Here is a 17,609-nt window from a genome sequence, read left to right as displayed (position 1 = left end):
TGGCGTAGAAAGCGAGGGCTTTCGACGTTATGTTTCAGCTTAAGCTTTTTGCATCTCTTGCCACCACGCCTCATCTGCGATGATTTGACCTTCATCGTCGAGTGGCGGGTATTCCAGTTTCTTGCGTTTCGCTACTTTGGCAAGCACTGGGTGGCCACGTTCAAATAAGATGCGATGAATGGTTTCTTTTGGTAGTGCGCTTTCTTCACGATCATACATGCCTGCCGCTTCACGTTGGCGTTGTGCTTCATACAGAATAACTGCGCTGGCGACTGAGACATTCAAAGACTGCACCATACCGATCATTGGGATAATGATGTCTTGATCTGCGAGTTTTTTCGCTTGTTCAGACGCGCCAATTTTTTCACTACCCAGGATGATTGCAGTCGGTTTGGTGTAGTCGATTTCACGAAAATCGACCGCGGTGTCCGATAAGTTGGTCACCAATACTTGCATGCCTTGGGCTTTGAGCTCGGTAATGGCGGTTTCAATCGATTTGTGAGTTTCTACTTCAACCCAGTTACGAGCACCTGCAGAAGTGTGGGTTAAAGTGCGCATTTTATCAGGCCAGATAGCATGAACTTTGTGTAAGCCCGTGGCGTCAGCCGTACGAATAACGGCAGAGACGTTGTTAGGTTTGTGAACCTCTTCTAGGCACAAAGTAAGGTCGGTTTGGCGTGCTTTAAGCACCTGATGGATACGGTGGTAACGTTCTAAATTCATAGTAAATAAATAGGGTATAAAAAAATCGCCACCCAGTGTGAGTGGGTGGCGATGAGTTTAGTTCTTTCTTCGTCTGACTCGGGTCGCCTGCGGCATCGCTTTGATTTTTCGCATGATACCTGCAAGGTGGACACGATCTTTGGTGGTCAGCAGAACGGTGACAGTATACAGTCGGCCATCACGTTCTTCGGTCGACAGGCCATGGATATTGGAGCCTGTTTTCGAAATCACGTTGGTCAATTCTGCGAGAGCACCTTGGTGGTTAAGCATGTCGACTTTCAGTTCTGCGATAAACTCTTTGTCGTAATCGTCAGACCACGCAACGGCCATGTATTTGTCCGGCTCTTTTTGGTAACCGCGCACATTTGGACACGTTTCACGGTGAACAACCAGGCCACGACCAGGAGACACATGCGCAATGATGTGGTCATCTGGAATTGGGTGACAGCAATTAGCAAACGTCAGCAGCAAACCTTCCGCGCCACGAATTGGAAGTTTCTTCTTCGAGTCGGTTGGAATGGAACTGGTTGTCGTTAGTTCTTCAGTATCGCCCAGCAAACGACGAGCAATCACAATACTCATGAGTTCGCCTAAGCCAATTGCTGCGAGTAAATCGTCTGTGCTTTCTAAGCGCAGATCGGTCAGTACTTCTTGAATGTTCTCTGGGTAGATGGAGTCAATCGAGTGACGACCCAAAGCGTGATTCAATAGGCGGCGGCCGAGCGTGATGGATTCTTCACGGCGCATGGTTTTCAGTACTTGACGAATCTTAGTGCGAGCGCGAGAAGTCACGACATAGTTCAACCAAGCGGCATTTGGACGCGCACCTGGCGCACTGATGATTTCTACTGTCTGGCCGTTCTTCAGCGCCTTACTTAGTGGGTAAGGGTTACGGTCAACACGAGCACCAACACAGGAATTACCTACATCGGTATGTACCGCGTAAGCAAAATCTACAGCTGTCGCACCAAGTGGCAGTTCAACAATACGACCTTTTGGTGTGAAGACGTAAATCTCATCTGGGAATAGATCCGATTTTACGTTTTCAATGAATTCGAATGAGTTACCGGCACTTTGTTGTAGCTCAAGCAAGCTTTGCATCCAACGCTGCGCTTTCACTTGTGCGGTCGTGCCCGACTTATCGCCCTTGTCTTTATAAGACCAGTGCGCTGCGACACCTTTGTCCGCCATTTGATCCATATCTTCAGTACGGATCTGCACTTCAACAGGCACACCGTGTGGGCCAACCATGGAAGTGTGAAGCGATTGGTAGCCGTTTGCTTTTGGTACCGCGATATAGTCTTTCATGCGACCTGGGCGCGGCTTATACAAGCTGTGTACTTGGCCTAGAACGCGATAACAAGTATCGGCAGTATCAACAACCACTCGGAAAGCGTAGATATCCATGATGGTGTGAAAACGCTGTTCTTTGGTTTTCATCTTGTTGTAGATGGAGAACAGGTTCTTTTCACGACCTACGACGCGTGCATTCAAACCAACATCTTGCAGTCGGCCTTCGATTTCACTGTGAATACGCTGAATCATCTCTTTGCGATTACCGCGAGCCGCTCTCACGACTTCTTTGAGTACGCGATAACGGTTTGGGTACAGCGCTTCGAAACCCAGCTCTTCCAACTCAGTTTTGATATTGTGAATACCAAGACGATGAGCTAATGGGGCATAGATTTCTAGTGTTTCACGAGCGATGCGACGTTTTTTGTCTGGTCGAAGTGCACCTAACGTGCGCATGTTGTGCGTACGGTCAGCCAGTTTGATCAGGATAACGCGGATATCTTGCACCATCGCCAGGACCATCTTGCGAAAGTTCTCAGCTTGAGCCTCTTTCCTGTCACGGAATTTGAGTTTGTCCAGTTTAGATACACCATCAACCAACTCAGCGACGGTGTTGCCGAATTTCTCTTCGAGATCTTCTTTTGTAACGTCACAGTCTTCAATGACGTCATGCAGCAAAGCAGCTTGGAGGGTTTCAATATCGAGGCGCATTTCGGCCAAGATACGAGCCACAGCGACAGGGTGGATGATGTATGGTTCACCGCTAGAGCGGGTTTGCCCTTCATGGGCATCTCTCGCTACCACATAAGATTGACGCAGAGCCTCAATTTGAGGCTCTGTTAGGTATTCTTGGGCAACGTCTTTGAGGCTATCGAATAGATACAAATTATAGGCCCGGGAGGTTGTTGAATTCTAAAGACAGAATTAACGGTTGTGAGCGATGCTGCTTACTGCCGCTAGCTCTGCCGCTTCTTGCTCTTGCTGTTCTTGACGTTCACGAGCGTCTAGAACTTCTTTAGTAATTAAACCTTCTTCGATTTCGCGTAGAGCGATAACCGTTGGCTTATCGTTCTCTTCTGGCACTAGTGCATCTTTACCGCCAGTTTGCATTTGACGAGCGCGGCGAGCCGCAATCAGTACTAGGTCGAAACGGTTGCCAACTTTTTCAACAGCGTCTTGAACAGTTACGCGTGCCATGAGGACTCCAAATAGTTAACTAAATTTTAGAATGACGAGAAAGTATACAACCTAACTACTTTATTTACTAGCAATTAGACAAGCCACAATGTGTGGGCTTTCTCTCTTGTTTATTATGGCTACTTTGCACAATACAAAGTAGCGGAAATTCTGGTTAAACAGACTGACTCTTTGGTGAGAGCTATTCTGCTAATAACGCGTCAAGCATACCTTTATATTTAGCAGCTTGTTTTTCTTCCTTCAATCTTTCTGCACGAAGGATAGCTTTAAAGTCCATTAATGCTGTGTCGAAATCATCATTCACGATGACGTAGTCATATTCGCTGTAATGTGAGATTTCCGATTTTGCTTCAGCCATGCGCTTGGCGATGACTTCTGCGCTGTCTTGACCACGAGTATTTAAACGACGTTCAAGCTCACCGTTTGAAGGTGGCAGAATGAAGATGCTTTTTGCTTCTGGCATTTGCTCACGAATTTGGCGAGCACCTTGCCAGTCGATATCTAGGAATACATCGATGCCTTTCTCTAGCGTTTCTTCAATCCATACGCGAGACGTACCGTAATAGTTACCAAACACTTCGGCGTATTCTAGGAAGTCGCCTTTAGCAATCAGAGTTTCAAACTCTTCTTTTGCGACGAAGTGGTAGTGGACACCGTCTTCTTCACCAGGACGCATGTTGCGAGTAGTGTGAGACACAGACACTTTCATTGCGTATGTTGGATTACGTTCCAACATTGCTGAGATCAAGCTAGATTTACCTGCGCCGCTAGGTGCAGATACGATATAGAGAGTACCTTTGCCCATTGTACTGTTCCACTTTTGATTGGATTGATTGATTGCCGAAGGAAAGTTTCGACAGTCTTATAACGATAGCACTGGCGGCAAGGAATCAGCCATTATGGAAATGGTGATTGGTGATAATCCCGCCAGAAAAATGGAGGCGAAGAGTATCATGATCTCTATGTGGTTACCAGTTGATCTTTTGGTTTGCATACCCTTCAATGACAACGGATTGAGAACTGAAAAACGACGAAAAAAGGGGAAGCTTTCACTTCCCCAGGCGTGCGACTGACTCACACTTAATTTTCGCGCCATGCTAAATGCATGACTTACCCTTGAGACTCTAGGAAATTAATCCAAGGGCTCGCCATTGCTCTCATATCTGGAGATTGAGCCGCACTTTTCATTGCTTTTAGAGCATTACTCGGTTGGTTTAACTCAAAATATGCCATGCCACGAATGTAAGAGAGCTCTCCTTTTTGTTCGTGCTTAGCATCTGGGGCGGCGTTTTGCGTAAATTTCGTCGCCTCCGTATATTGCTTGTCTAAAATCATTAGACGAGCAATTTTTATTTGAGTTTTTGCTTGTGGAGCAAGATTGTAAGCTTGCTGATAGACGTCGATAGCCTGTTCAAGTTCTTGTGCTTGCTGCCAAAACGAACCAAGTGTTTCCAAATTTTTTGCGTTGCGTTCTACATGACCATTATCAAAGGCTGCTTGAAGTGTTTTCGCTGCGCGGAAAGGCACCCCTTGATAAGCTTGGAAGTTTACTAAACGCAGGTATTCTTTCTCACCTTCTAATAGACCCAATTTATGAGCCATTTCTAGTGTTGAAAGGGCATTGCGCTCTTGATTTAACTCCATGTAAATACCAGACAATTGAGTCCAGTAACGCTTATTTTTTGGATATTTAGTGGTTAATGTTTTCAATACACCCGCAACGCTCTTGAACTGCTTAAGTTCATAGTGCGCAGACATCAGTAGCTGATACCAAGATTCACTAGGTTCTTTACTCATAGCGATTGCTTGCTTAGCTGGTGGAATCGCGTTTTTGTAATCTTCTAGCTGAACATAAGCACTCGCTAGAGTGATGTATGCATGCGCTTGTGGCTTTTCTTCGGTGGTTTCTGCAATTTTGAACCACTCATTCATGGTTGCTACTGATTTTTTAAATTGCCCTTCGGCTAAGTAAAGCTGCGCCAAGCTATAACGAACTTGCTGGGCTACAGGCACTGGAAGTGCGTTTAAACTTAACGCATCAGCAAAATACTTTGCTGCTTTCGGGTAGTCATCTTGCAGAGAGTACAAAAAGCCCATCTGTTGCAGTAAGACTGCACGGTCATATTGTTTTTTGCTTGTACTACTTAATGCTGAGTTCAATTTAGAAAGGGCATCAGCGTACTTTTCTGTAGCAATGAGTTCCTGAACTTTGTTTACCGTTCGAAACGTTTTGTCTGACAACTCCGGAGTGTTGGCAAAACCAGGCGCGCCATACGCGCCTGACAATAACACTAGAGAAGCCAACAGTTTGGTATATGCTTTCATACGTATGACTCCTTAGTTTGTAGAGAACTCAATTTCTTGAGAAAGGCGAGAGCTAACCGCTTTACCATCAACCATTTTGGGCTTGAAGGTCCATTTAGATACGGTTTTCTTCGCGGCTTGTCCCAAGCCCAACTTGCGTGGTGTCTCTTTTAAAACTTTGACGTCCTCGACGCTACCACGTTCGTTAACAGTAAACTCTACAAGTACGATACCTTTCTCAAGTCCAGAACGAGCGGCCTTACGAGGCATCTGAGGTTGGAATGTTGCTAAAGGCACAGGGCCTCCGCTACCTGCCAGTCTCGCTCCGCCACCTTGGCTGTAATGACCGAGCACTGAGCCACCAGTGACGTTAACTGGTAGATCGAGTTTTGGCATATCCATTGGAACTTGGTCCATCACCGGTTTTACTGTCGACGTCACCTTCATTTCTGGTGGTGGCGGCGGACGCTTAGGTGGTGGCGGTTTCGGGAGTTCGCGTTTTTTCTCCTGTACTTTTTCGTCCGGTTTAATGCGAATGAAATCGACCATACGCTGATCATCATTCGACACTAGTTCGTGGCGCTCTTTGTTTACCAGCTTGTCCATCCCCCAGAACAATCCGAGGGAGACAATGAGCGCCAGTGCAATTGAGGCCAGATACCGCATAAGCTTAATCCTTATTCGTTGCGGCAATGGAGATGCTTTCGACACCTGCCATCTTAATCTGGTCCATAACCTTCACGACTACCCCTGCATTGGCCTCGGTATCCGCTTGGATAACAACAGCGCCATCAGGGCTTTCTGCGCGAAGACGTTCGATGTTGGCGCGAACAGCGTCGACTTCAATGCGTCGTTTATCAACCCATACGTCTCCAGCGGCACCGATGGCAACCATAATGTTCCCTTTCTTCACGGTTTGTGCTGAGCTTGCTGTTGGGCGGTTTACTTCCAAACCTGCTTCTTTAACGAACGATGTTGTTACGATAAAGAAGATCAACATGATGAATACGATGTCGAGCATCGGTGTCATATCGATAGCTGTTTCGTCACTGCTATCACTGCTATAGCGTCTTTTCATGACCTATACCTCTAATTCCATTTACTCAGGCAATATGCTTTAGCTTATCTTCCAGCTTTTGCGTTGTGACTTTGGCTAAATGATCAAGACGTGAACTAAAGAACAGTCCTGACAGAGAAGCCACCATCCCGGCTAAAGTTGGGATTGTTGCCTTTGAGATCCCCGAGGCCATTGCTCGAGGGCTTCCTGTTCCGGTTACCGCTAAGATGTCGAATACTTGGATCATGCCGACTACGGTGCCGAGCAGGCCAAGTAGGGGACAAAGCGCAATCAGTACTTTGACGATTGGTAGCCCCTTTTTATTCTCAATATCCTGACGAGATACAATTTCTTGTCGGATCATCTTTGCGTTCCAGCTTTGATGTTCTGAACGCTCACTCCAAAGAGTCACGGCTTTTTTCGCGGCTCTTGGAGCGACGGCGGCAAAGTAGAACCAGCGTTCTAGCAGCACTGCCCATAACATGAAGCTGAGGATGAAGATAGCGACGAGTACATCGCCACCCATTCCCAAGAAGCGCCTAATTGATTCAAGTTCTCCAACTAACCACCACATAACGCCTCCTTAGCTTTCGGCTTTATGTAGTTTTTCCTGATAGCGAGCGATGAAACCTGCACTCTGTTCTTCAAGAGTTTGAACCAAACGACGACCTTTACTGTGTACGATGGTGTAAAGGAACAGTAGAGGAATTGCGACAACCAGACCTAACATGGTGGTTACCAATGCTTCAGAAATACCGCCAGCCATTAGTTTCGGATCGCCGGTACCAAATAGCGTGATTGCCTGGAAGGTACCGATCATACCCATTACTGTACCTAGTAGACCCAGTAGTGGTGCTACAGAAGCAAACAGTTTGATTGAGCTGATAAAGCGTTCAATGCTTGGTGCATTGCGTAGGATGATTTCGTCCAACTTCGCTTCCAGATCTTCAAGGTTGTCGCCTTTGTGATCTTGGTAAGCTTGGATAACTTCACCTAGAGGGTTGCCAGGGATAACTGTGTCTGATTTCGCCTGTTTACGCATTTTGCCACCGATGATCTGAAGGCGTAGGAAGCACAATAGCGCGATGATGACACCAACAGCGCCCATTGCTAGGATGACGTAACCAACGATACCGCCTTGGTCAATACGTTCCTGAACGGTAGGGCTCTGTACTAGTAGCGATAGAATTACGCCACGAGATGGATCAAGGAATAGCGGCTCATAAGTGCCTTTTGCTGATTCAAAACCAGCCACTTGGCTTGTGATGTTCTTGCTTGGCTGACGTGATAGTTCTTCGAACTTGCCAGTTTGAGGTACGTAAATGACGTATTTGCCATCTGCAATTGCGTTAAATTCTCCTACTAGCGTTACGTCGCGAACGGCTTCTTTACCTTCACCGTAAACAACCGTTGCTTGTGTTGTTGATGTATCACCAGATACGACAACTTGTTGAAGAATAGTGTGCCAGAATGCTTCCAGCTCTTGAGTTGATGGTAGTTCTTTACTTTCTGCCAGTTTCGTCAGCAGTGCATCACGCTCTGGGAACTGAACGGCATTTTGCGAAGCGGCAAACAGACCTTTAAATTCGCCTGCGTATTGACGAACCACACCAAACATTTCACCCAAGGTACCGGAGCGAACACGCAGTGTTTCGGTTAGTTCAGTCAGTTGTTTGTCGTTTTCGTCGAACGTTGCTTTTAGCTGATCACCCAGTGCTTGTTGTGCGACAAGCTCATCGCGCGCTTGTTGCAGTAATACGGCTTGTTGGTCACGATCGCGCTTGAACACAGCTTCACGTTCTTTGTTTTCTTTTGATTCTACAATGCTTTCTGATTTTACGTTTTTTAGTAGTTCAGAAAGCGTTTGTGGGGTTTCAGCTTGAACGCCACAAACCATAAATAAGCTGGCTAGTAGACCAGCGGCTAGAGTTTTGAATCCTTTCATCTCTTATTCCTCCCCAGCAAATACAGGCAATTTGATTAGCGCTGGTGGCGCTTGCTTCTTCGCAATACGAAGGCCTTGCTGTACCGCAATACGGTAGCTTTCAGGTAGTGTCTCCCATTGACGTGTTTGTTGGTTCCACATACCTGTTTCACCGCCGTCTGGAGATTGGAATAGAAGTGCTGTGCGACCAATACGTAAGAAATCGTACGTTACGGTTTCGCCGTTACGATCTAAGCTCGCTTTGTAAGACTCTATTGAGCGAGAGAAGCCTTCTTCAATTTGGTACGCTTCCATCACTTTACGGAATTTCTCAGAAGTCGTTACGTCTGCGCGATCCATCAGGCGGCGTAACTCTTGAACGCGTTTGTTGCGTTCTTCTTTTTGGAAAGGCAAATCGAGAGTAACGAACTCATCTAGCGCATCGATCATTTTTAGTGTTAGAGGAACAACTTCTGTTGCCGTTTGATCGATTTGAGCAATTTGGTTATTCAATGAGTCCAGTTCGCCCTGTTGCGATTGAACCATTCGATTAATTTGCTCGTTGTAGACTTTCATACTATCGATTTGACGAAGTAAGCCCTTATATTCTGCCAACATACCTTCTGTGCTTTCAGCGTAAGTATCGATTTTTTGCTGAGAAGCTTGAGAAGACTTCGTTGTTTGTGCTTGATTGGCGACTACGGTTCCAGAGTCTGCAGCAATCGCTGCACCACTTACCGAGAGAATCGCGGCAGTAACTGCACTTACGCCAAATTCCTTTAACGTCATAGTAGCATCCTTGTTAGTGTAAATAGTCAGTCGAATAGGGCGCAGGAAATACTCCTGCGCCAAAGGTTTTAATTAAAAGTTTTGAGAGTATTTCAAGAAGTAAACGCGGCCTTGAATGCTGTATAGGTCTGAGTTGTAAGTTACACCATCAGATTCAAATGCAGGATCTTCATCAGTAAGGTTACGAACACCTGCCGTGAATTTTGCATCCCACGGAGCTAGGTAGTTGTACGCAATGTTCCACGTTGTTTGTGAAGATATGTGACCGATTTTATTGTAGTTGTCGTCAACATCTTGAGCTTGGTCTGCGATGTGGTCTGCAGATAGATAGATGTCATGGTCTTCTAGGAAGTTTAAGCCAACACCAGTGTTAAAACGGTACTCAGGCAAACCATTACGACCTACTTGATTATTTACTGGGCCACCAACGTATTCAGGTGTGCTGTAGTCCAGAACATAGCTTCCCATGAAGTCGTAACGAACTGTCGCAAAATCAAAGTCGTAACTGTAGCCGACTTTGAGGTCGATACCTGAAGTATCGAGTGTACCTAAGTTTTGCAGCCCCGCTGTTGCTTCAATGATGCGGCCATTTGCATCACGGATGATGTTCGGGTTAGAAACACCAGAGCTACGCTCTTCGTCGATCATGCTTTGCAGAGTATTCAGTGTGATCATGTCATCAATACTGATGTTGTAGTAATCCACTGTTACGTCTAGGTCGTCGATTGGTGAGTAGCTCACACCAAAGTTAAACGATACTGATGTTTCTGCTTCTAGATCTTCGTTTGCTGTACGAGTTACATCATATTGAGTTTCTGGACAGTCTGCGTATGCAATACCATTTGCTGAACAGTAGCTGTAGTCTTTTGCGAAGTCTGACGAGTAGCTGTCAGCCGCGTAAAGGTCAGATAGTGTTGGAGCACGGAAACCCATACCAGCACCAGCACGGAACATCAGATTATCAAGAGGCTGGTAACGGAAAGATACTTTTGGCGAGATCTCATCACCGAAGTCGCTATAGTGGTCGTAACGAGCCGCAATGTTCATTTCCAGCTCATCAGTAAACGCGATCATAGATTCTGCGTAAAATGCATAAGTTTCTCGATCGCCACCCGCAGAGTTACCAGCACTACCGATGATGTTGCCTGCTTCACTTTGTGGGTCGTATTTATCGAAGTAATCGTAAGTGGTAAATTCAGCACCAACATACAATGGAATAGTGATGTCACCAACTTCTGCTAGGTCAAATTGAAGGCCGCCAGAAAACTGATGCATTTCCATTTGGGATTCACGACTAGTACCTGCAGACAACTGATTTGTTGCATCTGCACTGAACTCGCCATTCACAAACTGACCTGATTCAACTAGGTTCGATGCCGCTGAACCGAATACGTAACCAGTACCAACTTCATTACTGTTAGAGAAGTTTAAGTGGTAACCAGCTTCCCAAATTACCTCACCGAAAGAGTCGGTATAAAGCGTGCCATCAAGACCTGCTTTGAAATCAGCTTGGAAATCTTTAACTGTAGTATCACGAGTTCCCACGTTGTTAAAACGGTAGTATACAGAAGCTGGACCTTTGGTTGTATCAAGGCCATTCTCTGCGAAGAAATCAGCGCCACCACTCGTGTTAGGATCTACGTCGAATGAGCCTGCTGCAGGTGCGAAACGACCAAAACTTTCATTGCGGCTTAAAAGCATTTGTGCATTAAAAGTAGTGTCGTCAGACAAGAAGATATTACCGTTCATAAATACGGTATTACGTTCTAAAGATGCCGTTTGAGCAGCTTCCGATGTGTAGTCGTAGCCACAGATATCGCCCAAACCAGGGTAGTTTGTTAAGCCTACAAAACCTTTTGAAGGATCACATGACGCGTTAGTGTCGTAGCCCTTAAGTGCTTTCAACTCGCCATCATGGTAAACGTTGCGACCAAAGATACTAACGCCTGACATATCGAAATAGTTTGCAGAGCCGGTGTTGGTTGAACTTAGGTAATCACGATCGCGTTGGTAGATTTCGTCTTTGCTATCATGCTCGAAAGAGAACATGATGTTGCCTTTCTCACCGCTTGTGCCCATCACGAGTGCAACGTTTCCTTCGTCGCCGCCGTCTTGACTTGGAATGCCAGAACCCACGCTTACGTTGATACCATCAAATTCTTCTTTAAGAATGATGTTTACTACGCCTGCTACAGCATCAGAGCCGTATACAGCAGAACCGCCGTCAGCCATCACTTCCACGCGTTCTACGATTGCCGATGGAATTACGTTGATGTTTGCAGCGCCACCACCCATGGTTGCAGAGCCTGGTAGACGTTTGCCATTAATCAAAACTAGAGTACGTGAAGAGCCCAAACCACGTAGCGACATGGTTGCTTGGCTTTGCCATGAGCTGCCTGAACTTTCACTGTAAGAACCAAATGAGTTAAAAGATGATTTACGCAATACATCGGCAATCGATACGTCACCAGCGCGTTCAATTTCAGCCCGACCAATTACTGCTACTGGAGTGCTTCCTTCCATAGATGCGCGCGTTAGGCGCGAACCAGTAACTTTCATCTTTTGAAGTTTTTCAACTTGTTGCTCTTCTGCCTGTGCTGTTAGAGGGGCCACTGCTGCCGCTGTCCCCAAAGCAAGACTGATCGCAACAGATAAAGCGGTTGTGTTTTTATACATCCTTGTTGCTCCGATTATTATTATTTCCTATGTCTGGTCGCATAGCGACCAAATGTGACGTTAATATTTCGTTAACGGTCGGCCAATGTATAACCGAGAAGAAAAAAGGAAGTCAAACCAGTGGTAAACGGAGATGTGGAAATGTAAAAAAGATGTAAACAACTAAAAGTGATTTAAATCACGGAATAATTTACTGTGTAGGTTCTATAAATCGAGATCAAATTTTAATAAAACACCGTATTTTGTGTTTCTTGTAAACTTTAATGACATATATTGCCTATGGTTTTTAAGTGGGTAATTGAATCTGAAAATACTCATTTATCCAGTGAATTATTCTAAAGGTGGAATTTTATCGAATGCTAACCATGTTGACTTGGTTGCAATGGGTGGTATCAAAATATGATACCCATTGCTGTAAAAGGGCTCACTCGTATTTTTTAGTCAAATGTAACCACAGCTTATGTGTCTATTTATTCTTGCTATGTGCATTTTTATATAGGGTTTTGGCTCTAAAGTGCCTAGATTGATATTCTGCAGGAATTCTTTTTGTGGTTTTTTATAATTTTTTACAAAAACATTTCTGTTTTTCGACATCGGAGGAAGTTTGTCATGTTTTGGTTTCAAACACTTGAAGCTGATGTGGATTCAAGATAAATATGACGCTGAAATTATTGCCGTAGAAGAAAAAACTAGTTATTGAATCGCAGGGAGTGTGTTTCAACAGCTTTAGTTACTACGCGGATAGATATGCACCATTTTGGGCCGGAAACTTCCCACCAAACCCGCCTAATTTGGACAGTAGACAAGGAGCAAGTTGTATATGCTGTCGTACTTTTTACGCCGTTTAGCGTTAGTCATTCCGACGTTTCTCGGTATCACCATTCTTATCTTTGCCATCACTCGATTTGTACCGGGTGGGCCAGTTGAACGCATGCTGTCACAAATGCAGTCTCAGGGAGACGGCGCAGCATCGATGACGTCAGCGGGTGGCAATACTGCACTGTCTGATGAGCAAATCGCTGAGCTAAACGCATTCTACGGGTTGGATAAACCTGTGATGGAAGCTTACGTTGATTGGTTGAGTCGATTAGTGACGTTGGACTTGGGTGAATCAACGCGTTATTACGAACCAGTATCGGATATGATTGCAGAGCGTCTGCCTGTTTCGCTGTTCTATGGTGGCATGACTTTCTTTATCAGCTACTTCATCTCGATACCGCTTGGCTATTACAAAGCCCTCAAGCACGGTTCTGTGTTTGATTCTACCTCCTCCATTTTGATATTCGTCGGTTATGCCTTGCCTGGCTATGTGGTTGGCGTGTTATTGATTACTTTGTTTAGTTATCACTTGGAATGGTTCCCTATGGGGGGCTTTGTCGGTGATGATTTCGATGACTATGAAACCTTCTTTGAACGCGCAAAAGACGTGATGTGGCATGCTGTGCTTCCGCTGATCTGTTACTTGATTGGTGATTTCGCAACGCTCACCATGACGATGAAAAATAACCTGATGGAAAACTTATCATCGGATTACATCCGTACCGCGATCGCAAAAGGCTTGCCGTTTAAGAAAGCGGTACGCAAACACGCGCTACGCAATAGTTTGATTCCAATTGCTTCTCACTTTGGCAACTCACTGTTGTTCTTCATGACAGGGGCATTTTTGATCGAAGTTATCTTCAACATCGACGGCATTGGTTTATTAGGTTACGAATCCATTATGGAACGTGATTACCCAGTAGTGATGGGCATCGTTGCTATCAACGCGGTATTGCTGCTGATCGGCAATATTATTTCGGATATCTGTGTTGCTTTAGTCGACCCACGTGTGAAGTTTGGAGCGTAATATGATTAAAGTAAGTCCATTAACTCAAAAGAAAATCCGTCACTTTAAAGAAATTAAACGTGGTTATTGGTCGTTTGTGATCTTATCTATCATGTTGATTCTTTCACTATTTGCCGAGCTGTTAATCAACAGTAAAGCGTTGATCGTGAAGTACGATGGTAGTTACTACTTTCCGGTTGTCAGTGACGTTCGTTTAGGTAGCGAGTTTGGTCAAGATTCTTCAAGTGAAGCTGATTACCGAGTTCTCCAACAAGTCTTTGAGGAAGAGGGGGGGGACAACTTTGTGATTCTACCTATCGTTCCTTGGAACCCATACGAACAAGACTTCAGTGGCGATTTCCCTCCGACCGCGCCAAGCGCTGAGAATAAACACTATCTAGGTACTGACGTTATTGGTCGCGATATTTTAGCGCGCTTGGTGTATGGCTTCCGTACTGCGATGGGGTTTGCGTTGTTAACGATGGCGGTGTCCTACGCTATTGGTACCGCTGTAGGCTGTGCCATGGGCTTCTGGGGCGGCAAGTTCGACCTATTTGTCCAACGTTTGATTGAGGTTTGGTCAATGGTGCCATTCCTGTACGTCATTATGATTTTGGTGTCCATCGTTCAACCGACTTTCACGCTCTTTGTCGCCATCAACGTGTTGTTTGGATGGATGGGGATGACATGGTACATGCGTACCATGACTTACAAAGAATCTGCACGCGAATACGTAATGGCAGCTCGTGCGTTGGGTGCCTCGACAGGCCGAATCCTGTTTAACCATATTCTGCCAAATACCATGGTCATGATTGTCACCTTAGCGCCATTTACTATTGCCGCCAATATCACCGCACTGACAGCGCTTGATTATCTTGGTTTAGGCTTGATGCCACCAACACCAAGCTGGGGCGAGTTACTGCAGCAAGGTAAGTCCAACTTGGACTCTCCATGGATTGTGGCGTCTGTTGTGACTTCCATTGTACTGGTACTGGTGATGGTCACCTTTATCGGTGAAGCGATTCGAGCGGCATTCGACCCGAAAAAATTCACACGCTATGTTTAAGCATGCATTGTGAGCAAAACATAAAAAAGGGAAGTTTTATGAAAAGAATAATTTTAGCGTCCACGCTAAGCGCCCTAAGTTTTGGTGCGATGTCAGCGACGCTACCGACTGACTTAAACTGGCAAACGAACTGGGATGAGCCTCAATATGGCTCTCCTGAAGCAAAGCGTGGCGGGACTTACCGCACTTTCATGTCGAGCTTTCCTCAGACTCTACGCAGTGTTGGTCCTGATGCAAACTCTGGTTTACGTTCTTTCATCTTGGATGAAACGCCAGGGTTAGTGGTTCGCCACCCAGATACGCTTGAATTCATCCCTGAGCTAGCCAATGAGTGGGCATTAGCGGGTGACAATAAAACGGTTTATTTCAAACTAAACCCACAAGCTAAATGGTCGGATGGCAAGCCAGTCACGGCAGACGATTTTGTTTTTATGCTTAAGTTTTACCGCTCGAAAGACATTTTAGAGCCTTGGTACAACGACTATTACAACAAAACGGTTGCTGATGTTATCAAATTTGACGATCACACCTTCGCCGTGAAGGCCGCGAAAGAGCTCAATCCAGAAGAGTTGTTGTTGAGAATGGGGGCGCTACGTCCTCGTCCTGCTCATTTCTATGCAAATCCGAAGAAAGACGAGAACGGTGACGGCATTCATGATGATTTTGTGCGCTACTACAACTTTAAAAGTGAACCAACCACCAGCGCTTATTACTTAGCCGACGTCAAAAAAGGTAAAAGCGTTACCTTTAAGCACGTAGGTGAGGACTGGTGGGGTTATACCAATAAGTACTACGAGAATCGTTATAACGTCGACAAAATTCGTATCACAGTTATCCGCGATAGTGATATTGCGATGAAGCACTTTGAAAAAGGTAAGTTGGACGCATTTGGATTGGTTTTGCCAAGTCTATGGCATGACAAATCCAATACTGCCCCTTATCAAAAGGGGTACATTGAGAAGTTCTGGGGTTACAACCAATATCCAGTTGGTGCTGGTGGCGTGTGGATAAACACGACCATGCCTCTACTTGATGACTTAAACATTCGCAAAGGGATCACTTACGCGACAGATTTCGACGGCATGATCGAGAATGTTATGCGTGGAGACTACAGCCGTAAACCCAACCCAACGGGCTTTGGGCATGGTAAATACACGTTACCAGATGTGAAAGCGCCAAAGTTTGAACCAGAAAAAGCGGCGGCAGCGTTTGAAGCTGCGGGCTTCGATAAGATTGGTTCCGATGGTATTCGCGTGAATGATAAAGGTCAGCGTTTGAGCTTTGAATTGACGTACTCATCTCCAGTTCATACACCGCGTATTGCTTTCTTGCGTGAACAGGCAAAATTGGCAGGGTTGGACATTGAGCTGAAGCTGATTGATGGTTCATCGATGTTCAAGTATGTGCGTGAGAAAAAACACGAACTTGCTTTCTTTGATATGGGGACTTCGGAAATCCCAACTTATTGGGAATACTTCCATTCCGTGAACGCGAACAAACCACAAACGAACTCATTCACTAACTACAGCACTCCAGAGCTAGATGAAAAGATCATTGCGTATCGCTTTAACATGGACATGGATAAGAAGATCCAACTAGGTCATGAGATTCAGCGAGACATTATTGATGCGCACGTGATTGTCACTGGCTACATGGTACCTTACGTTCGTTATGGACACTGGCGTTGGTTGAAATTGCCAGAGAAACCAATGAATCGAATGACAGAAGCGTTGTTCAGTGGCGGAATTATCGGTGATGGCACGTATTGGATTGACAAAGACGTGAAGAAAGAAACCCAGAAAGCGATGAAGTCGGGTAAAACCTTTGAACCGGTTGTTGTCGTTGATGACACGTATAAGCTGTAAGGATGTGTTATGGAAAACGATGTAATTTTGAGTGTAAAAGATCTCGAAGTGGAATTCATCACGGATGATGGCCCGGTAAAAGTACTCCATGGCGTGAACTTTGATGTTCGCGCAGGACGAACGCTCGGTCTCGTTGGTGAGTCTGGCTGTGGTAAGAGCGTGACCTCCATGTCTATCATGGGACTGTTGCCAAAGCCTTACGGAAATATTGTCAATGGTGAGGTTAACTATCGAGGTACCAATCTGGTGTCGCTACCAGCGGAAGAAATGTACGCCATGCGCGGCGACCGCATTTCGATCATTTTCCAAGACCCAATGACGGCGTTGAATCCAGTGCATACCATTGGCCGCCAACTGTGCGAAGTGTTGGAATTACACCGTCCTGAGTTAGGTAAAAAAGAGCGCGAATCCTACGCGGTAGAAATGCTGGCTAAAGTGAAAATTCCAATGCCAGAAAAGCGCCTCAACGAATACCCGCACAACCTATCTGGTGGTATGCGCCAGCGCGTGATGATCGCAATGGCACTCGCATGTAAACCAGACATTTTGATTTGTGATGAGCCAACGACAGCTCTGGATGTAACGGTACAGGCGTCTATCCTTGAACTTATGAATGAACTTCAAGAAGAAACGGGCATGGCAATGATCTTCATTACCCATGATTTAGGCGTAGTAGCTGAAGTGTGTGATGACGTTGCGGTAATGTATGGTGGTCGTATTGTCGAAAAAGCGGAGATTTTTGAGCTGTTTGACAATCCGCAGCACCCTTACACGGAACGTTTGATGGGCTTAATGCCAAGCTTGGACAACGAACCTAAGCAGATGATTGATATCAAACCAATCGATGCCAGCATGTTTGCTAGCTAACTGGTGCAAAGTGAACAAGTCAT

At 45.5% G+C, this 17,609-nt stretch carries 15 protein-coding genes; 4 read left to right on the top strand and 11 right to left on the bottom strand.

The genetic code is table 11. The features are described from left to right. Window positions 1-39: 39 nt before the first annotated feature. The 11 genes from trmH to ACF8CV_RS21720 all read right to left on the bottom strand — a co-directional run bounded on the left by trmH (window position 40) and on the right by ACF8CV_RS21720 (window position 11,963). Window positions 40-723, bottom strand: coding sequence for a tRNA (guanosine(18)-2'-O)-methyltransferase TrmH (gene trmH, locus ACF8CV_RS21770; protein ID WP_029861752.1), 684 nt, complete (start codon window positions 721-723; stop codon window positions 40-42). Window positions 724-780: 57 nt separating this feature from the next. Continuing rightward, window positions 781-2,901, bottom strand: a complete 2,121-nt coding sequence (gene spoT / locus ACF8CV_RS21765; protein WP_005459012.1) for a bifunctional GTP diphosphokinase/guanosine-3',5'-bis pyrophosphate 3'-pyrophosphohydrolase — start codon at window positions 2,899-2,901, stop codon at window positions 781-783. A 39-nt stretch (window positions 2,902-2,940) separates the two neighbouring features. Beyond that, window positions 2,941-3,213, bottom strand: coding sequence for a DNA-directed RNA polymerase subunit omega (gene rpoZ, locus ACF8CV_RS21760; protein ID WP_005379346.1), 273 nt, complete (start codon window positions 3,211-3,213; stop codon window positions 2,941-2,943). A 181-nt stretch (window positions 3,214-3,394) separates the two neighbouring features. Next, window positions 3,395-4,018 carry a guanylate kinase gene (gene gmk, locus ACF8CV_RS21755; protein WP_005496750.1) on the bottom strand — a complete coding sequence of 208 codons (624 nt, stop codon included), beginning with the start codon at window positions 4,016-4,018 and terminating at the stop codon, window positions 3,395-3,397. 305 nt (window positions 4,019-4,323) lie between these two features. Next, window positions 4,324-5,538 (bottom strand): lipopolysaccharide assembly protein LapB, encoded by a 1,215-nt coding sequence (locus tag ACF8CV_RS21750; RefSeq protein WP_021822536.1) that lies wholly within the window; start codon window positions 5,536-5,538, stop codon window positions 4,324-4,326. A gap of 12 nt (window positions 5,539-5,550) precedes the next feature. Further along, a complete protein-coding gene (locus tag ACF8CV_RS21745; RefSeq protein ID WP_005458947.1) occupies window positions 5,551-6,183 on the bottom strand; it encodes an energy transducer TonB in 633 nt (210 codons plus the stop codon). Window positions 6,184-6,187: 4 nt separating this feature from the next. Further along, the gene (locus ACF8CV_RS21740; protein ID WP_005458951.1) at window positions 6,188-6,595 is read right to left on the bottom strand and encodes a biopolymer transporter ExbD; all 408 of its coding nucleotides are present in this window, start codon (window positions 6,593-6,595) and stop codon (window positions 6,188-6,190) included. A 25-nt stretch (window positions 6,596-6,620) separates the two neighbouring features. Then, on the bottom strand, window positions 6,621-7,148 hold the full coding sequence (locus tag ACF8CV_RS21735; RefSeq protein WP_005458945.1) for a MotA/TolQ/ExbB proton channel family protein: 528 nt from the start codon (window positions 7,146-7,148) through the stop codon (window positions 6,621-6,623). A gap of 9 nt (window positions 7,149-7,157) precedes the next feature. Then, window positions 7,158-8,519: a MotA/TolQ/ExbB proton channel family protein gene (locus ACF8CV_RS21730; RefSeq protein WP_025541319.1), complete on the bottom strand. Its 1,362-nt coding sequence runs from the start codon at window positions 8,517-8,519 to the stop codon at window positions 7,158-7,160. Between the two features lie 3 nt (window positions 8,520-8,522). After that, window positions 8,523-9,287 carry a DUF3450 domain-containing protein gene (locus ACF8CV_RS21725; protein ID WP_025520735.1) on the bottom strand — a complete coding sequence of 255 codons (765 nt, stop codon included), beginning with the start codon at window positions 9,285-9,287 and terminating at the stop codon, window positions 8,523-8,525. 72 nt (window positions 9,288-9,359) lie between these two features. Next, window positions 9,360-11,963, bottom strand: a complete 2,604-nt coding sequence (locus tag ACF8CV_RS21720) for a TonB-dependent siderophore receptor (protein WP_021486907.1) — start codon at window positions 11,961-11,963, stop codon at window positions 9,360-9,362. An 820-nt stretch (window positions 11,964-12,783) separates the two neighbouring features. On the opposite strand from ACF8CV_RS21720, the gene ACF8CV_RS21715 reads away from it, so the two are divergent. Genes ACF8CV_RS21715 through ACF8CV_RS21700 form a run of 4 tightly spaced genes read left to right on the top strand, consistent with a single transcriptional unit; the run spans window position 12,784 to window position 17,586 of the window. After that, window positions 12,784-13,809: an ABC transporter permease subunit gene (locus ACF8CV_RS21715; protein ID WP_005458995.1), complete on the top strand. Its 1,026-nt coding sequence runs from the start codon at window positions 12,784-12,786 to the stop codon at window positions 13,807-13,809. A 1-nt stretch (window position 13,810) separates the two neighbouring features. Continuing rightward, the gene (locus ACF8CV_RS21710; RefSeq protein ID WP_005459031.1) at window positions 13,811-14,854 is read left to right on the top strand and encodes an ABC transporter permease; all 1,044 of its coding nucleotides are present in this window, start codon (window positions 13,811-13,813) and stop codon (window positions 14,852-14,854) included. Between the two features lie 38 nt (window positions 14,855-14,892). Continuing rightward, the gene (locus tag ACF8CV_RS21705; RefSeq protein WP_024703486.1) at window positions 14,893-16,719 is read left to right on the top strand and encodes an extracellular solute-binding protein; all 1,827 of its coding nucleotides are present in this window, start codon (window positions 14,893-14,895) and stop codon (window positions 16,717-16,719) included. A 9-nt stretch (window positions 16,720-16,728) separates the two neighbouring features. Beyond that, entirely contained in the window at window positions 16,729-17,586 is an 858-nt protein-coding gene (locus tag ACF8CV_RS21700; protein ID WP_171055971.1) for an ABC transporter ATP-binding protein, read from the top strand. Window positions 17,587-17,609: the final 23 nt, after the last annotated feature.

The sequence above is a fragment of the Vibrio sp. zbq_1 genome, assembly GCF_043102935.1.
GTDB lineage: Bacteria > Pseudomonadota > Gammaproteobacteria > Enterobacterales > Vibrionaceae > Vibrio > Vibrio parahaemolyticus.
The sequence above is the reverse complement of the archived record's forward strand: the minus strand, read 5'-3'. Positions and strand labels throughout refer to the sequence as shown.

Excerpts from the sequence above, each read along its gene's own strand:
- trmH (WP_029861752.1), bottom strand. The coding sequence starts at position 723 with ATGAATTTAGAACGTTACCACCGTATCCATCAGGTGCTTAAAGCACGC.
- rpoZ (WP_005379346.1), bottom strand. The coding sequence starts at position 3,213 with ATGGCACGCGTAACTGTTCAAGACGCTGTTGAAAAAGTTGGCAACCGT.
- gmk (WP_005496750.1), bottom strand. The coding sequence starts at position 4,018 with ATGGGCAAAGGTACTCTCTATATCGTATCTGCACCTAGCGGCGCAGGT.
- ACF8CV_RS21750 (WP_021822536.1), bottom strand. The coding sequence starts at position 5,538 with ATGAAAGCATATACCAAACTGTTGGCTTCTCTAGTGTTATTGTCAGGC.
- ACF8CV_RS21745 (WP_005458947.1), bottom strand. The coding sequence starts at position 6,183 with ATGCGGTATCTGGCCTCAATTGCACTGGCGCTCATTGTCTCCCTCGGA.
- ACF8CV_RS21740 (WP_005458951.1), bottom strand. The coding sequence starts at position 6,595 with ATGAAAAGACGCTATAGCAGTGATAGCAGTGACGAAACAGCTATCGAT.
- ACF8CV_RS21735 (WP_005458945.1), bottom strand. The coding sequence starts at position 7,148 with ATGTGGTGGTTAGTTGGAGAACTTGAATCAATTAGGCGCTTCTTGGGA.
- ACF8CV_RS21730 (WP_025541319.1), bottom strand. The coding sequence starts at position 8,519 with ATGAAAGGATTCAAAACTCTAGCCGCTGGTCTACTAGCCAGCTTATTT.
- ACF8CV_RS21725 (WP_025520735.1), bottom strand. The coding sequence starts at position 9,287 with ATGACGTTAAAGGAATTTGGCGTAAGTGCAGTTACTGCCGCGATTCTC.
- ACF8CV_RS21720 (WP_021486907.1), bottom strand. The coding sequence starts at position 11,963 with ATGTATAAAAACACAACCGCTTTATCTGTTGCGATCAGTCTTGCTTTG.
- ACF8CV_RS21715 (WP_005458995.1), top strand. The coding sequence starts at position 12,784 with ATGCTGTCGTACTTTTTACGCCGTTTAGCGTTAGTCATTCCGACGTTT.
- ACF8CV_RS21710 (WP_005459031.1), top strand. The coding sequence starts at position 13,811 with ATGATTAAAGTAAGTCCATTAACTCAAAAGAAAATCCGTCACTTTAAA.
- ACF8CV_RS21705 (WP_024703486.1), top strand. The coding sequence starts at position 14,893 with ATGAAAAGAATAATTTTAGCGTCCACGCTAAGCGCCCTAAGTTTTGGT.
- ACF8CV_RS21700 (WP_171055971.1), top strand. The coding sequence starts at position 16,729 with ATGGAAAACGATGTAATTTTGAGTGTAAAAGATCTCGAAGTGGAATTC.